General features: G+C 40.0%; 20 protein-coding genes and 1 tRNA gene. 7 read left to right on the forward strand and 14 right to left on the reverse strand.

The genetic code is table 11. From position 1 onward, the window contains the following. Nucleotides 1-55 precede the first annotated feature (55 nt). The 5 genes from I6N96_RS03600 (at nt 56) to I6N96_RS03620 (ending at nt 4,008) form a co-directional block, all read left to right on the forward strand. Nucleotides 56-808 carry an alpha/beta fold hydrolase gene (locus I6N96_RS03600; protein ID WP_209556116.1) on the forward strand — a complete coding sequence of 251 codons (753 nt, stop codon included), beginning with the start codon at nt 56-58 and terminating at the stop codon, nt 806-808. Between the two features lie 152 nt (nt 809-960). Further along, a complete protein-coding gene (locus I6N96_RS03605; RefSeq protein WP_209556117.1) occupies nt 961-1,464 on the forward strand; it encodes a GyrI-like domain-containing protein in 504 nt (167 codons plus the stop codon). 3 nt (nt 1,465-1,467) lie between these two features. Beyond that, nucleotides 1,468-2,319: an AraC family transcriptional regulator gene (locus I6N96_RS03610; protein WP_209556118.1), complete on the forward strand. Its 852-nt coding sequence runs from the start codon at nt 1,468-1,470 to the stop codon at nt 2,317-2,319. Between the two features lie 277 nt (nt 2,320-2,596). Next, nucleotides 2,597-3,439 (forward strand): sialate O-acetylesterase, encoded by an 843-nt coding sequence (locus tag I6N96_RS03615; RefSeq protein ID WP_209556119.1) that lies wholly within the window; start codon nt 2,597-2,599, stop codon nt 3,437-3,439. Between the two features lie 56 nt (nt 3,440-3,495). Then, nucleotides 3,496-4,008, forward strand: coding sequence for a PadR family transcriptional regulator (locus I6N96_RS03620; RefSeq protein WP_209556120.1), 513 nt, complete (start codon nt 3,496-3,498; stop codon nt 4,006-4,008). Between the two features lie 295 nt (nt 4,009-4,303). Here the strand turns inward: I6N96_RS03620 and I6N96_RS03625 are convergent, their stop codons facing one another. From I6N96_RS03625 to I6N96_RS03635, 3 genes are all read right to left on the reverse strand, one after another. Beyond that, nucleotides 4,304-4,780 (reverse strand): hypothetical protein, encoded by a 477-nt coding sequence (locus I6N96_RS03625; protein WP_209556121.1) that lies wholly within the window; start codon nt 4,778-4,780, stop codon nt 4,304-4,306. Between the two features lie 182 nt (nt 4,781-4,962). Then, the gene (locus tag I6N96_RS03630) at nt 4,963-6,051 is read right to left on the reverse strand and encodes a sensor histidine kinase (protein ID WP_209556122.1); all 1,089 of its coding nucleotides are present in this window, start codon (nt 6,049-6,051) and stop codon (nt 4,963-4,965) included. Then, a complete protein-coding gene (locus tag I6N96_RS03635) occupies nt 6,051-6,809 on the reverse strand; it encodes a response regulator transcription factor (protein WP_209556123.1) in 759 nt (252 codons plus the stop codon). The genes I6N96_RS03630 and I6N96_RS03635 overlap by 1 nt, the downstream gene beginning before the upstream one ends. A 130-nt stretch (nt 6,810-6,939) precedes the next feature. Between I6N96_RS03635 and I6N96_RS03640 the strand changes: the two genes are divergently transcribed. Beyond that, nucleotides 6,940-8,424 carry an aspartyl protease family protein gene (locus tag I6N96_RS03640; RefSeq protein ID WP_209556124.1) on the forward strand — a complete coding sequence of 495 codons (1,485 nt, stop codon included), beginning with the start codon at nt 6,940-6,942 and terminating at the stop codon, nt 8,422-8,424. 411 nt (nt 8,425-8,835) lie between these two features. Here the strand turns inward: I6N96_RS03640 and I6N96_RS03645 are convergent. Beyond that, nucleotides 8,836-8,907, reverse strand: a tRNA-Arg gene (locus tag I6N96_RS03645). A 271-nt stretch (nt 8,908-9,178) separates the two neighbouring features. Between I6N96_RS03645 and I6N96_RS19850 the strand changes: the two genes are divergently transcribed. Then, nucleotides 9,179-9,310: a hypothetical protein gene (locus tag I6N96_RS19850; RefSeq protein WP_283811158.1), complete on the forward strand. Its 132-nt coding sequence runs from the start codon at nt 9,179-9,181 to the stop codon at nt 9,308-9,310. Between the two features lie 48 nt (nt 9,311-9,358). Here the strand turns inward: I6N96_RS19850 and I6N96_RS03650 are convergent, their stop codons facing one another. The 10 genes from I6N96_RS03650 to I6N96_RS03695 all read right to left on the reverse strand — a co-directional run bounded on the left by I6N96_RS03650 (nt 9,359) and on the right by I6N96_RS03695 (nt 19,322). Next, entirely contained in the window at nt 9,359-10,540 is a 1,182-nt protein-coding gene (locus tag I6N96_RS03650) for a GNAT family N-acetyltransferase (RefSeq protein ID WP_347339057.1), read from the reverse strand. A gap of 81 nt (nt 10,541-10,621) precedes the next feature. Continuing rightward, nucleotides 10,622-11,035 (reverse strand): DUF3284 domain-containing protein, encoded by a 414-nt coding sequence (locus I6N96_RS03655; RefSeq protein WP_209556125.1) that lies wholly within the window; start codon nt 11,033-11,035, stop codon nt 10,622-10,624. After that, the gene (locus I6N96_RS03660; RefSeq protein ID WP_209556126.1) at nt 11,022-11,225 is read right to left on the reverse strand and encodes a DUF3188 domain-containing protein; all 204 of its coding nucleotides are present in this window, start codon (nt 11,223-11,225) and stop codon (nt 11,022-11,024) included. The genes I6N96_RS03655 and I6N96_RS03660 overlap by 14 nt, the downstream gene beginning before the upstream one ends. 28 nt (nt 11,226-11,253) lie before the next feature. Beyond that, complete coding sequence (locus tag I6N96_RS03665) at nt 11,254-11,472, reverse strand: hypothetical protein (RefSeq protein WP_209556127.1); 219 nt, start codon at nt 11,470-11,472, stop codon at nt 11,254-11,256. Nucleotides 11,473-11,668: 196 nt separating this feature from the next. Then, nucleotides 11,669-13,069 carry a PTS sugar transporter subunit IIC gene (locus I6N96_RS03670; protein ID WP_209556128.1) on the reverse strand — a complete coding sequence of 467 codons (1,401 nt, stop codon included), beginning with the start codon at nt 13,067-13,069 and terminating at the stop codon, nt 11,669-11,671. 133 nt (nt 13,070-13,202) lie between these two features. Next, on the reverse strand, nt 13,203-13,520 hold the full coding sequence (locus I6N96_RS03675) for a PTS lactose/cellobiose transporter subunit IIA (RefSeq protein WP_209556129.1): 318 nt from the start codon (nt 13,518-13,520) through the stop codon (nt 13,203-13,205). 47 nt (nt 13,521-13,567) lie between these two features. Continuing rightward, the gene (locus tag I6N96_RS03680; RefSeq protein WP_086350468.1) at nt 13,568-13,885 is read right to left on the reverse strand and encodes a PTS sugar transporter subunit IIB; all 318 of its coding nucleotides are present in this window, start codon (nt 13,883-13,885) and stop codon (nt 13,568-13,570) included. A 160-nt stretch (nt 13,886-14,045) separates the two neighbouring features. Further along, a complete protein-coding gene (locus tag I6N96_RS03685; RefSeq protein ID WP_209556130.1) occupies nt 14,046-16,748 on the reverse strand; it encodes a sigma-54-dependent transcriptional regulator in 2,703 nt (900 codons plus the stop codon). 47 nt (nt 16,749-16,795) lie between these two features. After that, nucleotides 16,796-17,959 (reverse strand): DEAD/DEAH box helicase, encoded by a 1,164-nt coding sequence (locus I6N96_RS03690; RefSeq protein ID WP_209556131.1) that lies wholly within the window; start codon nt 17,957-17,959, stop codon nt 16,796-16,798. 361 nt (nt 17,960-18,320) lie between these two features. Continuing rightward, nucleotides 18,321-19,322, reverse strand: a complete 1,002-nt coding sequence (locus I6N96_RS03695; RefSeq protein WP_209556132.1) for a Gfo/Idh/MocA family protein — start codon at nt 19,320-19,322, stop codon at nt 18,321-18,323. Nucleotides 19,323-19,416 lie beyond the last annotated feature (94 nt).

Consider the following 19,416-nt stretch of genomic DNA (forward strand, 5'->3'; position numbering starts at 1 on the left):
TCAACTACGCCTTACTAATCAACCTGATCACTCACAAAAATTAGGAGGCAAAACCATGACTTACTTTACGTATCAATCAAAACAAATCTATTTTGAAGAAATCGGAAACGGCGCACCACTGCTTATGCTCCATGGAAATACAGCATCTGCAAAGATGTTTGATTTACTGCTGCCTTTATATACAGAGCAGTTCCGTGTGATTTTGATCGATTTTCTTGGTAATGGCCGATCAGAACGAATCGAAGCATTTCCCAAAGACCTCTGGTATGATCAGTCATTACAGGTCATTGCTCTACTTGAGCATCTTGGCTATGATAAGGTCAACCTATTGGGAACTAGCGGTGGTGCTTGGACGGCAATCAATGCAGCGCTTGAGCGCCCTGACTTAATCGATAAAATTGTCGCTGACAGCTTTGACGGGCGAAGCCTGAACAAGCATTTTAGTGAGAACCTTATTGCAGATCGTGCTTTTGCTCGCCAGGATACAATGAGCAGGCAATTCTACGAGTGGTGTCAGGGAGACGATTGGGAAACTATCGTGGATCTAGATACAGAAATACTGATCGACTATCAAAAAGAGAATATACCGCCCCTCCATCAGCCTATTGAAAAGCTGCAGCTGCCTGTGCTGCTTATAGCCAGCAAAGAAGATGCTCTTCTTCGAGACGATATTGAAGAGGAGTTCAGAGAAATATGTGCCCTTCTTCCAAATGCTGAAAGCCATGTATTCCCGACTGGTGGACATCCGGCTATCGCAACCAATGCAGAGGAGACAGCCGCATTGGTTCGGAATTTCGTGATTTGCTAATCAACTAAAGCAGAGCTTTTGTCAGATATTGACTGGCTCTGTTTTTCTATTTTGTAAAACCTTACACTTTCTCGCAAGAATTGTAAGGTTTTCCTTTTTTGCCTTTGCTACACTGTAGATAACAAAGACAAATGGAAAAGGAGCAAACAACCATGGACTATAGAATTGAAAAATTAGAAACATTCAAAATCGCAGGCTTCGCTATCCACTCTACCAATGCTTGGCTGAAAGGAATGAGAGACTGTCCTGCTTTCTGGAAGAAAATCATCAAGGAAGAAAAAAATGAACAGCTAGTCCCTTTGATCAATAGAAAGCCGTTTGGATTGCTTGGAGCCAGCGTGTATAATGTAGACAGTACTGATCCAAAGAAATTTGATTATTATATCGCTGCTGCGACGACTCAGGAAACACCTGCGGGAATGAGCGACTATACGGTTCCTGCGATGACTTGGGCAGTCTTCCCCTGCACCAGAAAGACATCCGGTAAAACACAAATGGCTATAGTAAAAAATTGGGCACCAACTTCCGATTATATTCTTCTCAATACTGGATATGCCTCTGGAAAAATGACCTCTGCGGCTCCCGATCTTGAAGTGTATGGTATGGGCGACGATGTAGAAATTTGGGTGCCTGTAAAAGAAAAAAGTGAGGGATAATAAATGAAAAATTGGTTTGACAGCTTAAACGAAATAATTACTTATATTGAAAATAATCTCGAAGAAGAAATTTCTTATGATGAGCTGAGTAAAATGATGGGCTACTCCATTTATCATCTTCAACGATTGTTTCTAATGGTTGCAGGTGTATCACTTTCTGAATATATTCGCTGCCGACGCTTATCAAAAGCAGCACAGGAGCTGATCAGTCAAAACAGCAAAATCATTGACCTTGCTTATAAATACGGCTATAGCTCTCCTACCTCATTTAACCGAGCTTTCAAAGCCTTTCATGGAGTAACACCTAAGGAACTGAAAAAGGATAGTGTAGTGATCAAGGCCTATCCACCGCTTACGTTCGAACTATCCATCAAAGGTGCCAGCAGCCTTGACTACCGTGTTGTTCATACGGAGGCCTTCAAAATAGTTGGAAAAAAAATCCATACAACCATGGAGAACGGCATCAGCTATCGAGAACTGCCTGAGTTTTGGCAGCAAATACAACAAAATGGTGAGATTCCCGGAATCCTCAGCTTGATGAACCAGCAGCCAATGGGGTTATTAGGCGTCAGCGACTACAACCCTAATTTAGATCAAAGTGAATTTGATTACTATATTGCCGCAGCGACCACCTTACCTACACCTGAAGGATATGAGGAACTAACGATTCCGGCAGCTACTTGGGCGGCTTTCCCTCATAAGCTGACAAATCCTGAAGATATGCAGAAGTTCCAGCATCAAATCGTTATGGACTGGCTTCCTTCCAGCGGCTATCAATTTGCCTTTGGACCAGATCTTGAGGTCTATGGTAAAGACGATACATTGGAAACATGGATTCCTGTAACAGAAAATTAGATAACTTACCTTTAGAAAATAGATACTCCACACCTAGGACACGCTTTGTCTGTCGCTGTGGGGTATTTTTTAATTGACAAACAGTCTAATTAGACTATAATAATAAAATGTAATAGTCTAGTTAGACCAAACAATTGATTCACAGTTCAATAATATGCTTGCATGTCGGCCAACAGCCCTCTTAGCATACAGTAAAGAGAAGACGTAAACCGCTAAAGTAAATAAGCTGAAAACAGCGAATCATTTTTCAGCTGAGTAATGGAAGGACGGAAAGAAGATGCATTCATTTTTAATGATAGGTCAGTCAAATATGGCCGGACGAGGATTTCTTCATGAGGTAACGCCAATTTATAACGAAAAGATACACATGCTGAGAAACGGCAGATGGCAGATGATGGTTGAACCGATCAATTATGATCGACCTGTTTCCGGAGTCAGCCTAGCAGCTTCATTCGCAGATACATGGAGTCAGGAGAATTCTGAAGACACGATTGGGTTGATTCCTTGCGCTGAGGGCGGTAGTACATTAGATGAATGGGCAGTTGACGGCCCATTGTTCAAGCATGCAGTCAGTGAAGCAAGATTTGCCATGGAGGGCAGTATACTTACTGGGATTTTGTGGCATCAAGGAGAAAGCGACAGCAGCAACGGTAATTACAAGGACTACTACCAAAAATTACTTACGATCATTGAAGCACTTCGAAAAGAACTAAATGCTCCAACAGTACCGCTTATTATTGGCGGTTTAGGAGATTATCTTGGTAAAAAGGGTTTTGGAACCTATGCGACAGAACATGAGCTTATTAATCAAGAATTAGAACGATTCGCTTCTGAGCAGGATAATTGCTACTTTGTCACAGCAGCTGGTTTAACTGCAAATCCTGACGGTATCCATCTTGATGCCGCCTCACAACGAATATTTGGTTTACGCTATTACGAAGCTTATGCTATGCTGGATCACGTTACTGCTCCTTTAGAAGACGAAGAAAAGCGCAGCCAGTCAATTAAACAAGTACATACTGCTGCTGAAAAGCTCTATCTAGCCAGTATGGATTTCGCCCTTGGTAAAATCACCTATGAGGAATTTAATGCACGGATGGTTCAAATCAACAGCAAGTAACTCCATAATGAAAATATCCTGTAACTAACAACATTTATCGAGAAGGGGTTGTTCTTTTGATACCATTACTTATTTTGGGTTTGCTAAAACAGAACCCGGGATCACACGGCTATGAACTGCTGGCTTTGATGAAAGAAAGACATTATAAATATATTGTCAATTTCACTAAAGGGTCGTTTTACTACAATCTTCAGCAGCTGGAAGAAAAGAAGCAAATCAAAAAAATCGATTCTTCCCACGACAGCAATAGGGAAACACATGATTATGTCATTACAGAAGATGGCAATAGAGAGTTCGAAAGGCTCATGGAAAAATATGGTGCACAAACAGATTATATCAACCTTTCTTTTTACGCCGCTATGCTGTTCACTGATGAATATGATCATGAAGATATGAGGAAGCTGATTCAGACTCAAATCGATCAGACCCAGAAAAAAATTTCTGCACTGAATGAATCCCTTGAGCAAAACGAGAACCTACAGCCCTCATTCAGAAAAATGCTGGAAAATTCCCGCTCTCATCATTTAGTCAATGTTCAATGGTTTGAAGAATTACTTAAGGACAATTGAAGACAGAAAAAGAGTTTGGACAAAAAAGTCCCAAACTCTTTTCTTTTTAAAACCGAAATAAACGGTATCACAAAGCTCTTCCACGCTTCTAAGATTGGAGCATAGGCCTTCAATTCTTAATAGCATTGCCATTTAGAGCTTAGTGAAATCAGAACACCGTCTCGTGAGAACCGTAGATGCAGAAGTAACTTCTTATTGTCTACCATCACTGCTCTACTTACATCATAAGCAAAGCAGATGATGAAAAGTTCCTACTTGTGCTTGCAGTTTATCATTTCCGACCCAATCTCTTACTCTAATTCTGCTCTAATATCTCGACATATTTCTGAATCAGTGGGCTTTCTGCGGTAAAATCAGCCTTCTTATTGATCTCTTTCAGGTTGCTTAACAGTTCTTTAACTGGTTTCTCTCCAGTGAGATCTGTCCATAGTGTTGACTTTAGTTCTCCCTTATCAAGAATCTCAACTCCGGAAATAAAACCAAATCCCGTCAATAAGACAAAGAATCGACTTGAATCTGTTCCATAAATATCAAGCTCCTTCGACCATAAAAGATAACCTACAAATGAGCCTTCTCCCATCTTGAAAGGAAATACTCTTGTATCTTTAAAAGCCAGATTTGTAAATTCCTTCATGTAGAAGCTGCCCATTTCAGAGCTGATTTTCTCACTAAGCTCCAAATGCTCACCATTCATCCTATAGTAATCATTATAGGCATTTGCCAACAAGTCTTTCAGCTTTTTCTCTAATATTGGGTCCACTTGTGTATTCAACGCGACTCTCCTTTACTTTCTAACGACTTTTTCAATCCCTTTTTAGAACTGTTTTCTTCGCTTCATTATAGCATAACAGACAATGGCTACGACAACCCACCTTTCAGCAAGAACAGGAATCCATACCTTCCTCCTGTAAGGAACACAAGTAAAAGTCAATCCCCTGAGTATCTCAAAACTGGCTAATTCCGATCTTCCTTATCACTCAAAAAAACATGGAAAATTGTTCCTTTTCCTATCTTGCTGGAAACGGTAATGTCCCCATCATGGGCTTTGATAACCTGCTTGACTACAAACAATCCTAATCCCTTGCTTTGCTCTTGCTCCTTAGTACTAAAATATTTATCAAAAATACGTCCAGCAGCTCTCTCAGTTAATCCGTCCCCATCATCTGCGATTTCTATGCAAATCTGCTTCGCTCTTTGTTCCACCCTAACTGTGATTCTCGTACCCTTTGGATTATGCTCAACAGCATTCATCAATAAATTATGCATAGCTCTACGCATCAGTTCCTCATCCAGCACCATCATTTTTCTGCTAATCGAGGGGACATATTCAATAACATATTTTTCAGCTTTTGGATCATTGACTACATCAGCAAGAATATTTTGAAGAAAAGAAATGAGCTCTATTTGAGAATAACGTAGTTGCTGATTCCCTACTGCCTCAAAAAAGAACGTAAGATTCAGTTCATTGATCAATTCCTCGATATAAACGCCTTTCTTATAGATTTCACTTATATAAGTCGTTCTTTCCTGCTCGCTGAACTGATGGTTTTCATTCAACAAAAGTGAAGAATAGCCATTAATGTAGGAAAGGGGTGTTTTCAAATCATGAGAAACGCCGGCAATCCAATCATTTTTGGCTTGATCCAGCTCCTCCTGCTCATTATCAGCTTGTTCCAGTCCTTTCCCCAAAGCTGCTATATTCAAAATGACTTCCTGATATAAGAAATAATACCATTTGATTTTTCCATCTTTCATGAATCCTGCAGCTGCAGTATTGTACTTTCCATGGGATAATTCGTTGATTGTCCGAATAATTCGCGAAAGCGGCTGAACAATAAACACGCTAAACAACAGACCGCCTGTAGCAAAACAGAAAATGAAAACCAGTATATTAGCGATTGTGACGCTTTCATACGACAGCATGACAAATCCATTCGGATTAATCAGTGTATTAAGAAAGGTAAACAAAAAAAGAAAGTAAATAAGAAAAAGAAACAAGCCTGCTGTACAGTATAAGATAAAGCGCATATGCAGATTCTTCATTACCATTCCTCTCCTGTCGGCGGAATAAACTTATAGCCGATCCCTCGAAGATTTGTTATCACCTTGTAAGGCTTGCTTTCATCCTTAAGCTTCTTTCTCAGCTTAGAGATATGGATCGTCACGGTCTTTTCATCGCCGTATTCGGATACGCCCCAAACAGCCTCGTATAAATGAGCAGTCGTAAACACCTTATTCGGATGCTTGCAAAAGAATTCCATTAGTTCTAGTTCCTTCGCTGTACAAAGGATCTCTCTTCCCTCTACATTAAGTACCGCACAGGACATATCTAAAGAAATCGATCCATACTGATATAGCTTTTCGCTTTCTGATGATACCTGTACAGAGGAACGATCAAGCTGTCGGCGACGAAAAATTGCTTTGATTCTGGCAACAAGCTCCATTGTATTAAAGGGTTTTGTGATGTAATCATCTCCTCCAATAGCAAAGCCGGACAGCTTATCATAGTCGCTGGTTCTTGCTGTCAAAAAAATGATTGGTGCTGTTGTATAACGACGAATTTCCGTACACAATTCAAACCCTGAATAGTCCGGCAGCATGATATCCAAAAGAATCAAATCAAAATGATTATTTTTTATAGATAGAAGCGCCTCTTCTCCAGTTTCCGCAGTCATGATTTCTTGGTATCCCTCTTTATTCAATGTGATCTTTACCAAGGTCAGTAAACCATGTTCATCATCTATGATCAGAATTTTTTCTGAATGAGTCAATTGATTCTTGTTGATAGCTCTTTCCTCCATCTAAATTTTTGTTCATACTATCACACCCATAAAATGAAAGCAAAATGTTTTTTTTATTTTACTTTCACTTTACCTAAATTTAGAAGTCGTCTTTTATACTAATAGCAACTTAAAGAAACGGAGGATTATCATGAACAAACAATTAACAACCAAAATAATGAGTGCGCTCCTGTGTACAGGATTTCTGGTCAGTACCCTGACTGCTTGCCAAGCAGCTGATTCTTCTTCACAGCAAGTATCCGCAAAAGAATCGGAAGCTGAAAAAACAACTCTTAGCAGTGAGACCCTTACTGCAGCGGAAAATGAACATACTCGAGAATATTATCAGAAGCAACTAGAAACTGCTGAACAACAATACAACAGAGACACAGAAAATGAAGCGTATGCTCTTCAATACGCACAAGCCTTATTCTCGCTTGGCAGCTTCGATCAGGCTCAGGAAATCATCGCCCCATTAATGAATAATAAGCAGCCTTTACCGGAAGCTAGCTATCTTTCTGCACAAATCCATTATTTGAATGGTAACTATGATACGGCAGAGGAATTATATAATGGACTACTTGAAGAGCATTCAGATAGCTTTGGTCAAAAAGCAACAGTTGGCCTGCAGATGGTCTATTATCAAACAAACCAATATAGTAAAGCCCAAGAACTTTCTATGGAAGATGACGATTCCACTAAGCCGCTACTTGATATGATGCAGGCCTTTGACAGCGGCGATCCTTATCAAATCGATTGGAATGGAAAAGAAAAAACAGAGATTCCCTTTACCATAACTGACCCGTTACCAATTATTCCTATTGAAGTAAATGGCGTGAAAATGAACGCCTTGATCGATACAGGCGGCGACAACCTTGTGATCGATCAGAAGAAGACTGCGGAGCTGGGAATCGATACGATAGCACAGGATACAGGCTCATTTGCTGGAGGAAATACTGCAGATATCGGATTCGGTAAAGCTGAGTCCTTGAGCATGGGTGGTATAGATATTCATAATATCCCAGTTATGATTGGCCCCTTTGATGGATTCACAGATGCTTTTCCAGATGTTGATAATATCCATGCGATCATAGGAACAAATGTCCTACAGCAATTCATACCGACCATGGATTATACAACTGGACAATTAGTATTACGCCCAAGAAATGAAGTTGGCCAGAGTCAATTGAAGGAGGAACAAAAAACAGAAGAAATTGCAGAAAAAATTCCATTCACACTTGCTAGTACACACTACATGTTCGCAAAGGGTTCGATCAATGGTTACGATGGATTGAATATGTTTGTTGACTCCGGACTTGCTGCAGAAGACGATGCTGGAATGATCCTTCCGGAAGAAACAATGGATTTGACTGATATTCCTATGCCCGAGTTAGAAGATGCCGTAGGCGGCGGAATGGGCGGAAGCGATTACCAAGAGGCTTCCTTTGATGTCGATTCCTATGGGCTGGGCAACCTGCAGTTGAAGAATGGTCGAGGCTTCTATTTCACTGGTGATACTCTAGATATGTACGATGATACAGGCTTTATCACTGATGCCTTGATCAGCCATAATTATTTGAAGCAATATAAGTGGACGATCGATTTTGATGCAATGGACATGACGTTTTCCATATAAAGTATTAAGCATGATATTTGTATGACTTTCTTCCCGCAAATACTCATTAAGAGATCAAGGCTTAGGGAATCAAGCATTTCAAAAAATATGAGCCGATATTTTCGGATTGACTGTACATCTCCTTAAAACACATAAATGTACTCCAAAGCAAATCAAGTCGCCTTCGCTTTGGAGCACATTTTTTTATCCAAACTCTACATTATTATCTCATCATCTGCAGTTGCTTCCTTAATAAATCTGATATGCTTTTCTTTTTTACTTGATTCAATAGAATCATGTGACATCCAATATCGATGAAATAAATTTTCAAGGCGGTATTTGACTAAGGAAAGCAAACCTATTCCGCAATGCGTTGAATCACAAAAAAAATGAAGCTCTTGATTTCAAAGAGCTTCAGCCTAGTCTGTATGACACCCCCGACCAGAATCGAACTGATAATTGACCCTTAGGAGGGGTCCGTTATATCCGTTTAACTACGGGGGCAGAAAAAAATGATTCAATCCTTTCACTCTTTTGGAATAAAAATATCCGCTGATTGACAGCACATCATCCTACTCTATTGAGTTTCTCGAACCGCTTCTAATTGCAGCAACAAAAATTCCTGCAAGTTATATTCTACTTTGAGAACCGGCTTCTGTCAATCCGTGGTCTGGTGTTGGAGCTTGTTTTCCTTCAATCTGTTTAAGCAAATAAGTCGTAAAGCAACATCGTGAGTGCTATGATGAAGATAGAAGAAACAAAGGAGTGTTGTATTATGACTGATAAATCAAAAGAAGAAGTCTTTGCTGAACGTCAAGACAACTACAAGCAGGAAAAAGAAGAAATATTTAAAAAGGCATTAAAAGAAGAAAAAGAAAAAGCTGAAGAGAAGAAAAACAAAGAATAACGAAAAGGCTCGAACCATTCATTTGAAGTGGTTCGAGCCTTTTACTTATCAAAAATAATCTTCTAAAATAGGCTTACCGATTGGTAGTAAAGCCATCAATTCTTGTAACTGTGTTTCTTGACCGGAGAGTTGATTATGAAAATGTAAAGCTTCTGCAGAGCGATAGCCCATGAATAGCTGCGTCCAACTTTGAATCGATGCCGTTAGAATATCACCATTACCTGAAGCATCTCCTTTACTTAGTTCTGCTTGCCCATGTACTACCTTGAGCTTCCATACCCCTTCATTCCAAGGGCCGAACTCATCGGAAACGTCTAAATAAAAAACTTTTTCAGCATCACGGACTTGAAAAGGATACGCAGATATAAATGTCTGAAGATCGACGATTCGTCCCATCATATAAGGCTTAAGCTGCATCTCCAGAAGCGGCGACGGCAGCAGCCAGCTTAAATCTTCTCCAGCGAATCCTTTTTTGAAATAAAATTGATGGGTTGCACCACTATGAGATCCCACAAACCTTGCTAATGCAGAGTAGCCGTCTTTACTTAACGACTGCCATTCAACGATTGTAAACCGCTCTACATTCGTCTGGTACACCAGGTACCCTTCTGCTTGCCCCTGCTCATTTTCATAGATTGCAAATTGGTGCTCTTTCCCCAACGCAAATTTGTATTCCTGCCACCAGTCCTCACGCTTCAAGCCTCCACGTTGAACTTCAGCAGCTTGACTATAAATTGATTGAATGATTTCCTTTGCCTGCGTCCAATCCAGTCGGCGAACTCTCCCTGTCACAGCACGTATATTCGGCCAGTTACGAGGCTCTACTGTATATTCGATCTGTTCAAAAATCTGTTCATAACCATAGCGTCGATAAAAAGGATAAGAAAAAGGGGCTAAATAGGACAACGCTGTTTTTTCTTTTGCCAGATCTTCCAGCATTTTTTTCATCAATGCTGTGATTCCACCTTGTCCGCGATATTCAGGATAAGAAGAAACACAACCAATCCCGCCCATTTTATATTCAACACCATGAAAGTTTACTACAAGCGGTGTCGCCAGCAATTGGCTAGTCAACTGATTTCCATCAAAAGAGCCATAACAAGCAGAACGCTCAGTGATCCAGTTAAAACGCTGTTTCCGACTATCCGTCGTTTCAGAATTGAATGCGTATGCCGCAAGCTCGAACATTTTAGGTGTATCTTCCACTGTCATTTTTCGTAAATTTTCCACTGTCAATCTGCCCCTTTCTAAAAGACAAAAAAGGAAGGAACGCCAGAATTACTGAACCGTTCCATTCCCCTACTATTTTAATTAATAAGAACTTTCTATCTGCTGAAGCATTTTTTTGAACTGTCTTTTCTTAAGAAAGCCAATCAGTACACCTACTATAGCATCATTCATCTTCTGCAAAGTTCCAAAAGACTCCATTTTTTCAGTATAATGCACTTCACAAGATTTTTCATCCACAGGCTTAACAGTATACTGAGCAAAATACTCATTTTTTACAGTAGATGTCCTATATGCATAGGTTTCATTTTCCACCAATTTTTCAATTTTGATTTTTGCACGGCTATTTTTAGAAAATTCCTTCACATACTCAAAATTATTTAACTGCATTGGTTTTAATTTCTTTCCAGTACTTCGATTGACATCGAATAAAATAGACTCAATCACTTTGTCATAGAAGTAGGTGGCTGGCACATTCAATTTTTTAACGATTTCCATTCTTCTTCACCTCAGTATGTTGTTCTTGTTTCTCTCGCTTTCTTCCTCTTAGGAAGAAAAATAATCCAGCGCCAAAAAATGATGCTGCAGTGATAATGCTTAAAAAATCATAAACCCCAGTTTTTGCATTTGCACTGTATACAAAAATCAACAACCCTATACTCATCAAGAACAGTCCATTTTTTAACATGATTACCAGTCCCTATCTAATTAATAGATTACACAGCAGCTGCTTGGAAGTAAAGAACATTTCCCCAAGATTGTGCTTTAATCAAATCTTTTGCTTTTGTTGCTGCAGCGGCAGCATCTCCTGTTACGTCAAAAACTAATTTAATACCTTGTTTTTCTTTAAAGCTGTATGTGAAGTCTCCTCCATCATAGTTGTTTAATAAATCTTTGATTGCATCCTGCTGCATCGCTGAACTAATTCCGATCATTTGTATGTTCCCCTTTCAGTTTATGTAAGAATGAGGTCGAGACAGAAAAATTCCCCTGTACACTACGATCCTCAGAGCCGAAAATTTGCTCCTGTGCAATAATTTCACTTGTCTTTAAAACTATACTACTAAAATTTTAAGGTTAGGACAACCATCAAATCCGACGATTGTCCTATACCTAAAATTATTTACTTGATTATTCTTTTTCACCTAAAGCTGGATCCATTTTATTCGCCGCAATAACGAATGGCGCCCAGATAGCGAAGGCAACTGCTAGATTGACTAATGTCAATACAATTGCTCTCCAGTCACCTGCAGTAGCCAAGAATCCGCTCAATGCTGTAGGCATTACCCAAATAACGTTTACTACTACTGGGTTAACCAATCCAGCCATTGTTGCAAAGTAAGCAATAGTTGCAGTTGCAATTGGTGCAAGAATAAATGGAATACCTAATAGTGGGTTCAATACAACTGGCAACCCAAACATTACAGGTTCATTGATATTGAACAAACCAGGTCCGATACCTAATGTACCGATTGTTTTGTAGTCTGCACGTTTAGAGAAAATCAGGATAGTGATCAAGAGTACCAATGTTACCCCTGCCCCACCAGGCCATACAAATGCTTCAAATGAACCAGCAACCCATTTATAAGGAATTGCTTCCCCAGTTTGGTAAGCATTTGAATTTTCTACCATTGCAACACCGTAGATAGATTGTAAAACAGGTCCCATGATGTTTGTACCATGTAAACCGAAGAACCAAAGAACGTGTACAAGCAATACGATAACAAATACTGCGCCGTAACCTTGAGATAAGCCTAGTAGCGGAGCCTGAATAGATTCAGAAATCCAGTCAATCAAAGGCATACCTACAAAACGTTCAAACAAGTAATAAATCAAACCTGAAACATACAAAGCAGCAACCCCAGGAATAATAGCGGCAAATGCTTTTGATACTGCTGGTGGAACTGAATCCGGCATTTTGATAATAACATTTTTCTTCATTAATTTAGCGAAAATAATAACTGAAATAAAGCCGAAAATCATTGCTGTAAATAAACCAGTACCACCCATGTATTTACTGAATGGGAAGTAACCCCATGCACCTGATGCAATACTTGAAACGCCATCAGCAGTAGTAATTGTACCACCTGCTTCAGTAATCATATCAGCAGCATCTTTTGGTAATACACCAGTCAAAGCTAGAGTAGCTGTTGCAGTTTGTGGAATCCCCATAATGAAAGCAACAAGCGAAACAATTGCACCTGATAAAGTATCCACTTCATAGGCTTTAGCTAAATTGTAACCAAATGAAACTGAGAATACTACGGCCATGATAGCCAATGTTCCTGTCCATACCAAACCGTTGATTGCAATTACAGGTGTAAAGAAGTTTGTGATTGCGTTGTCTGCACCAATATACGTATTTGGAAAATCACGCATAAAGGCATTTAGAAGAGTTGCAACCGCACCGGCCATAGTTGCAGGCATCATTGTGATAAAAGCATCACGCAATGCAACCAAGTGTTTCTCTGAGCCAATCTTAGCAGCAACCGGTAGGATGTATTTCTCCATCCAGCTTACTAATCCGTTCATTTTTATTTCCTCCTATAAACAATTATTTATCTAAAGAGAGCATTCCCTTTAAATCAAATCAATAGATAAAACTCCGTTCAAAAAGTTTTTATCCGTTCCCTATCACTCTTCCGTTCAAAAAAGAATGTTAAGCTTATTTACTGTCCATACGACGGTAAACATCGATGATTTCTTTTGCTAAATCTGTGAAAGCAATTGAAGTCATCAGGTGATCTTGACTGTGTACTGTTAATAAAGTCACTGTCATATTGTTTCCTTGTGCTTCTTGAGTCAATAGACCTGTTTGAGAATGGTGTGCTTCAACTAGAGAAGCTTCCGCATCTGCAATTTTTTGGTCAGCTTCTTCGAATTTACCTTCTTTAGCTGCTGCAATTGCTTCCATTGCGTCGCTTTTCGCGTTACCGCCAAACATGATTAAACCCATGATAGCTTCTAAATTCTTTTCTTCCATTTTCATTTCTCCTTCGATTATTGATAGTTGGTCTTTCAGTGATTCGATTAGCCCATTAAAGCGATTGCTTGATCTAGAACTTTTTCCCCGTTCATCATGCCGTAGTCAGCCATGTTGATAACATCTAAAGGAATACCTTTTGGTTCCAATTTTTGTTCAAACTGAGCTTTCATGAAACGTACTTGTGGGCCTAAAAGCAATACATTTACATCTTTTGCTTCCAAGTTATTATCTGCATCAGAAGCTGATACTGCAAAGATATCTGCGTCCATTCCACGCGCTTCAGCGGCTTTTTGCATTTTTGTTACTAGTAAGCTTGTGCTCATTCCTGCTGAACAAACCAGCATTATCGTTTTTTTTGACATGTTGTTCACTCCTTAATAATTTTTAATTACACATTTATATAAGCAAGAACCGTGCCAAAAAAAGATATAGACCAAACCCTTTATTATCAAGGCTTTGGTCTATATCACTTAGAGCTACACACTCTATTTTTCTGTTTACACACAAACATTAGTGTGTAAATCATGATTTTCTGATTTTATTCTCTAAAAACATTTTAGTCAAATGCGCTACTTCTGTTTCAGGTATGGTAATGCGATATGCCTTCTCGATGGCCATCAGATTCGTACGAGCAACGTCTGTCTCCAAGCGATTCTTCTTCACGAACTCTGTCAGACCTTCAAAGCTTTTTGTTTCTTCTCCTTTTAAAATGGAGTCGACCAAAAAGGCAAGATGGATCACAATTCCTGCATCAACTCCCGGCTCTACAATGATATGCATGTCCGTCTGGATTTGATGAACAGTCTTTTGCAGCATTACAATCAGCTTCTGCAGCGAGTCAACTGCTGTTATCGTGTCACTTAAGGATTTAACAATTTTTTCTGTCGGCACTTCGTCACCAGCAATGCGTTTCAGCACATTCAGCTTCTCATCATCAAATATATCATAAGCTGAAAAGAATGGAATATTTTGATACTCTACATCAACAGTTCCTGCAATTGCCTTGATTTCATATTCTTCCATCAAGCTGTCAATGTGCTTCTTGAACGCTTCCCGTTCTAAAAACTGCATTTGGATGATCTCTACCTTGTCCTCATCGATCACCGGAAGAATTCGCTGGTACAATCTGGCTGCTACACCTTCTCCGGTAAAGCAAGTCACTACAACTGCTTTTTTGACCTGATTCGGATTCTTCAGGCTGCTGCGGAATTGCTCACGGATGATTCCTTCAAAGGACATCTGGATATTTTGATAAATATCCTCCAGACTTCTTCCAACACCTGCCATTCTAATTGCTTCCAAAACAATCATTGTACTGGTCATTGAGATAGCTTTCGTGCGAATCCCAGTTTCTTCATAAATCATGTTTCCAAAGGAGTTCAATGAGCCCATATCTGTTAATAGCAGCATCCCATTGCTCAAGGTTTCTTGATTATCCATAACGTAGCTGCGTAATTTTTCATACATTGTCTGAACTTCCATGGTCAGCGGCATGTTCATTGCTTTCCCAGTAGATATGCCCAACAGTTCCTGTGCTGTTTTCAACATGCTTGAGGCTGTTGAATCCCCATGCATCAAAACAACTACACCAACATTGTTTACCTCAATCGTTTCCTTATTTCCTACATCTATAGAAAGAAACATGCTGATGAAGCCAATTTCGTCAAAAGGAATCTCAATATCATTTTCCTCTTCAATGATTGCAGACAGATCGATTGCCACCTGAAACTCTTCCTTCATTTGCTTACGGATATTATTCAAGTTAGGATGGACGATCATATGCCCTTCTCTGACACGATCGATCGTACTTTGCAAATGCAGAGCAAAAGCAAATCGAGCATTTTCGTTATATTTACGAGACAACCGCTTTTCAGCAATATCATAGAGACGGTTTGTTGATTTCCAAATGCTTTCCGGCAACAGCTCTTTGTGGACTGAGCTTTGTGTCAGCTCTTCCACATACGTCTGGAAATAAGCGTCCATATCTGTAGAAATCAATTCTTCCAAATCAACATTTTCCAAATCATTTTGGGAAAGCGTCGATACTTTTTCCTCGATTTCATTATAGACTTGCATGTCTCTTGCCGGGTCTCTGGACCAGACAACCTCGTTTGTTCCCGGTTCAAAGGTCAGGTAATTATTTTTTGCATCGACAAAACGATCTAATCGATCAGAGACTTCTTTGATTTTCAGCAGCCCTTTTTGGACTTGTAATGGAAGGTCTTTTTTTCTAATCATCAGTGAAGCAGAGTTATGCGTCCGATAGTGCAGGAATGATTTCGCACACACTAATTTCAGATCACGCTTCACTTGACCGATATTCCCCTCTGCATCATAAAGCATGAATGCCAGCACAGCTTCTCTTTCGATATTGATTCGCTGATTCAGTCGATTCGCTTCCTGTTTGATAAACAACGCAATGATATCATAACGTTCATCAAGAGAACGTCCTTCCAAATTCGGCAATGTGATTGCCATCGGGATTCGGCGGTTAAAGGTAGTCAAAAAGCTTTCAGAGGACTCTGTCGTTGCGCCAATGATTTGTACCGAAGCGTTGTAGGTCTTCCCGCTTTCTCCCAAAGGACGATAAATTCCTTTATCGATAAAGGTGAACAGCATCTCTTGACCTTCCGGCGGCAAGCGATGTATCTCATCAAGGAACAGCACACCGCCGTCTGCTTCTGAGATCAATCCGGGGCTGTCGTTTTCGGCCCCCGTATATGCTCCCTTTTTCACACCAAAAATATGTCCAAAAAGCAGCTGTGGATTCTGCGCATAGTCTGCACAGTTGAAAGAAACAAAAGGAGCATCCTCCGGCAACGTTTTTGATTCTACCGCAAAATGATACATACATTCAGCAAACAGTGACTTCCCTGTCCCTGTTTCCCCAAATATGATTGTATGAAGTCCCCTTGGCGGGTACAGGATCGCAGCCTTCGCCTGCTGGATGCTGACCTTCAATGAGTCATTCGCTCCTACAAGGTTTTCAAATGAAACCTCGCTTGAATTATCCACATGTATCTGATCCTCGTCTTCTTCAAAGCGGACAGAATAAATGACTGGTCTGCCCTCTCCTTTGACAATTCTACTTTCTTTTGAAAGTTCACTTAAGTATCTACTTGCATTGCTTCGATCGATCTGCAGCTTTTCTGCAATATCAGCCGCTGTCATACCGATTTTCTTTTTCTGCAGCAATGCTAAAATTTCTTCTTTTCTGGATTTCATGCTTAGCCTCCCTTATGCCCGATGAATCCAAACACAACAGTCAACAATCATTTCCCTTTTCTCTCTTTTCCACTATTTTTTCTATCTGCCTCTTTCCTCTCTTTATGGAATCCGGCATCATAAATAAATAGTTCCTCGGCTGTTTGCCCAGCATCCTTCATCAACCGTTGAAAATCACGTTTCGTTCGGTCATTGATAAATGTTATGACTGCACCTTCTGCTCCCATTCTTCCCGTACGTCCTGCTCGATGAGCATAGCTTACACTGTCCTGTGGAACATCAACGTTCACAACAAAATCAATAGCTGGAAAATCCAAGCCTCTGGCTCCCACATCTGTTGTTAAAAGCATTTTTGCTCGTTTCTGAGAAAATTGGCTGATTGCCAGTTTCCGCATCTGCTTGTTCTGATCAGAAGCCAGACCGACAACTGGTAACGCCTCGTAAGACAATTTCTCTTCTATAGCTCCTAAATCAGCCAGTTGGTTGAAAAATACCATCCCATAAAATGATGGGATATGAAGCATTTTCTGCAGAAAATCCTTTCTTTTTCTGAAAGGCACATCTATGTAAAAATGTTGGATTTTACCAGCAGATTGGTCTTCTTTTACAGCATCGACAGTCAAAACATCATCAGCCAGTTCATTGACTTCATTTTCGATCGTGTCAGCAGTCGCAGAATAAAACACCAGCTGGTAGTCTACTGGTGCACTTTGCAAAATCTGTCTCGTCAGATCCAGTTCACTTTTTTGCAGCAGCAGATCTGCTTCGTCCATAACGATCGTTTTCAATTGGTGGCTCTTGATTTTTTTTGAACGAATCAACTCCAGGATTCTTCCCGGTGTTCCAATCAATATTTCCGGCTTCTTCTTAAGCTTCTCGATTTGACGTTTAACATTGGCTCCGCCGATTAAGGTTTGGGACTTCAGCTCAAGCACCTTGCCCCATTCCTGAGCAACCTGTCCGATTTGCATGGCAAGCTCCTGAGAAGGTGCCAAAATCAGCAACTGACTACCTTCCTGCTTCTTCACATTCAACAACAACGGCAGCAAATAAGCCAACGTTTTCCCAGTTCCCGTTGGCGAGATCCCTCGTACATTTTTTCCTTCTGACAAAGGTAAAAAGCTCTGCTCCTGTATAGCTGAAGGTTCATCAAAACCAGAAGTCTGCCATTGCTTCTGCCATCCTTCTGGTAACTGTTTTACAAAATCCATATGTATCCTCTTTCAAGAGCAAGGTCGTGACACAATTTGCTTCCCGCATTCGTAGACTCTATACTGTATCGAGCCTTACGTAAGCGGTAAAAAGCTGTTTTATGGAAACGCCGTTCATTTCAACATTAATGTTTCCAATTGATTTATGTCACAACCCTGTCATTTATTGGTTTAAGCTATTATTGACTTCTATGATCAATCAACAAGTTTTGGCTTCAAATCCTCTTTCGAACTGTTTGTCGTTTTACTCTAACTACGCTAAAATTGCGCTGACAGTTTCTGACAGTTTTTTCCGCCTGATAAGTCCTGAAATGCTCCCCGATTTTCTCATAATATTAAGTGCAAAATGCCTACTTCTATTTTACTTTTTATCTGCGTCAAATACAATACCTGCACTGGCTCTTAAATCAGTTAATACCTGATTGACATTGCGAGCAAGCTCCACCCATTCTTCGTAAGCGACTCCCCAGTTTTTATCTTCCGGATTCTCAATTACATGTGCAAAGTCTGCTACTTCTTCTACCATTGGATTTTCTTCTGTCGTTAATGCAATAACTTCCGTTCTCTGTTGATTTCGATCATGGAATTCCGCTTGGGAAATCGCATTGATACCATCTAGCAACAGCGTACCGTTGTCAAAATAAATTTCAGAAGATAAGGCAGAATCACCGATTTTCCCAGCATGGATCGTCACATCAAAATGATCATAGCGTAAAATCGCAGTGCCCAATCCATCCACGCCTGTTTGGATTTTACGAGCAAAGTAGTGACTTTCCTGCGGCATACCGAACCACGCAACTGCTGCGTATACCAGATACACACCTAAGTCCATCAATGCACCACCAGAAAAATGAGGAGAGAAAATGTTCGGCTCCTGTCCATCCAATACCTGATCATAACGTGAAGAATATTTCATATAAGTAAAATTCGCACCAATGATTTCATTTTTCAACGGCAATAGATCACCGATTTTTTTGAAGCTTTTTTCGTGAATATTACGGGCCGCTTCAAAGAAGAGAACCTTTTTCTCGTTTGCAAGTGTAATGATCTCATCCATTTCTGCCGGCGTTGAAAATGCCGGTTTCTCTACAATCACGTTTTTCCCAGCCAAGATTGCCTGCTTAGCCTGTTCAAAGTGCAACGAATTTGGTGAAGCAATATACACCGTACTCATATGATCGATCCCAAAAAATGTTTTCAGATCGATTGCATATTCTACATCACCATATTTTTCACCAAATTTTTGAGCTGTTTCCAACTTTCTGGAATAAACAGCTGCCAAATCATATTTTCCTGTCTCCAATGCTGCCTGTACAAACTGATCACTGATCCAATTTGTTCCAATCACGCCTAAATGAATCATTTTATCCTCACCTTTCTTCATCTCTCTATTTGCAACATAGCCTTACGGCTGTATATGTTCAATCTCAAAAACTTCTTTTACTGAAAGAAATTTT

The sequence above is a fragment of the Enterococcus larvae genome, from assembly GCF_017830045.1.
Taxonomy (GTDB): Bacteria; Bacillota; Bacilli; order Lactobacillales; family Enterococcaceae; genus Enterococcus_L; species Enterococcus_L larvae.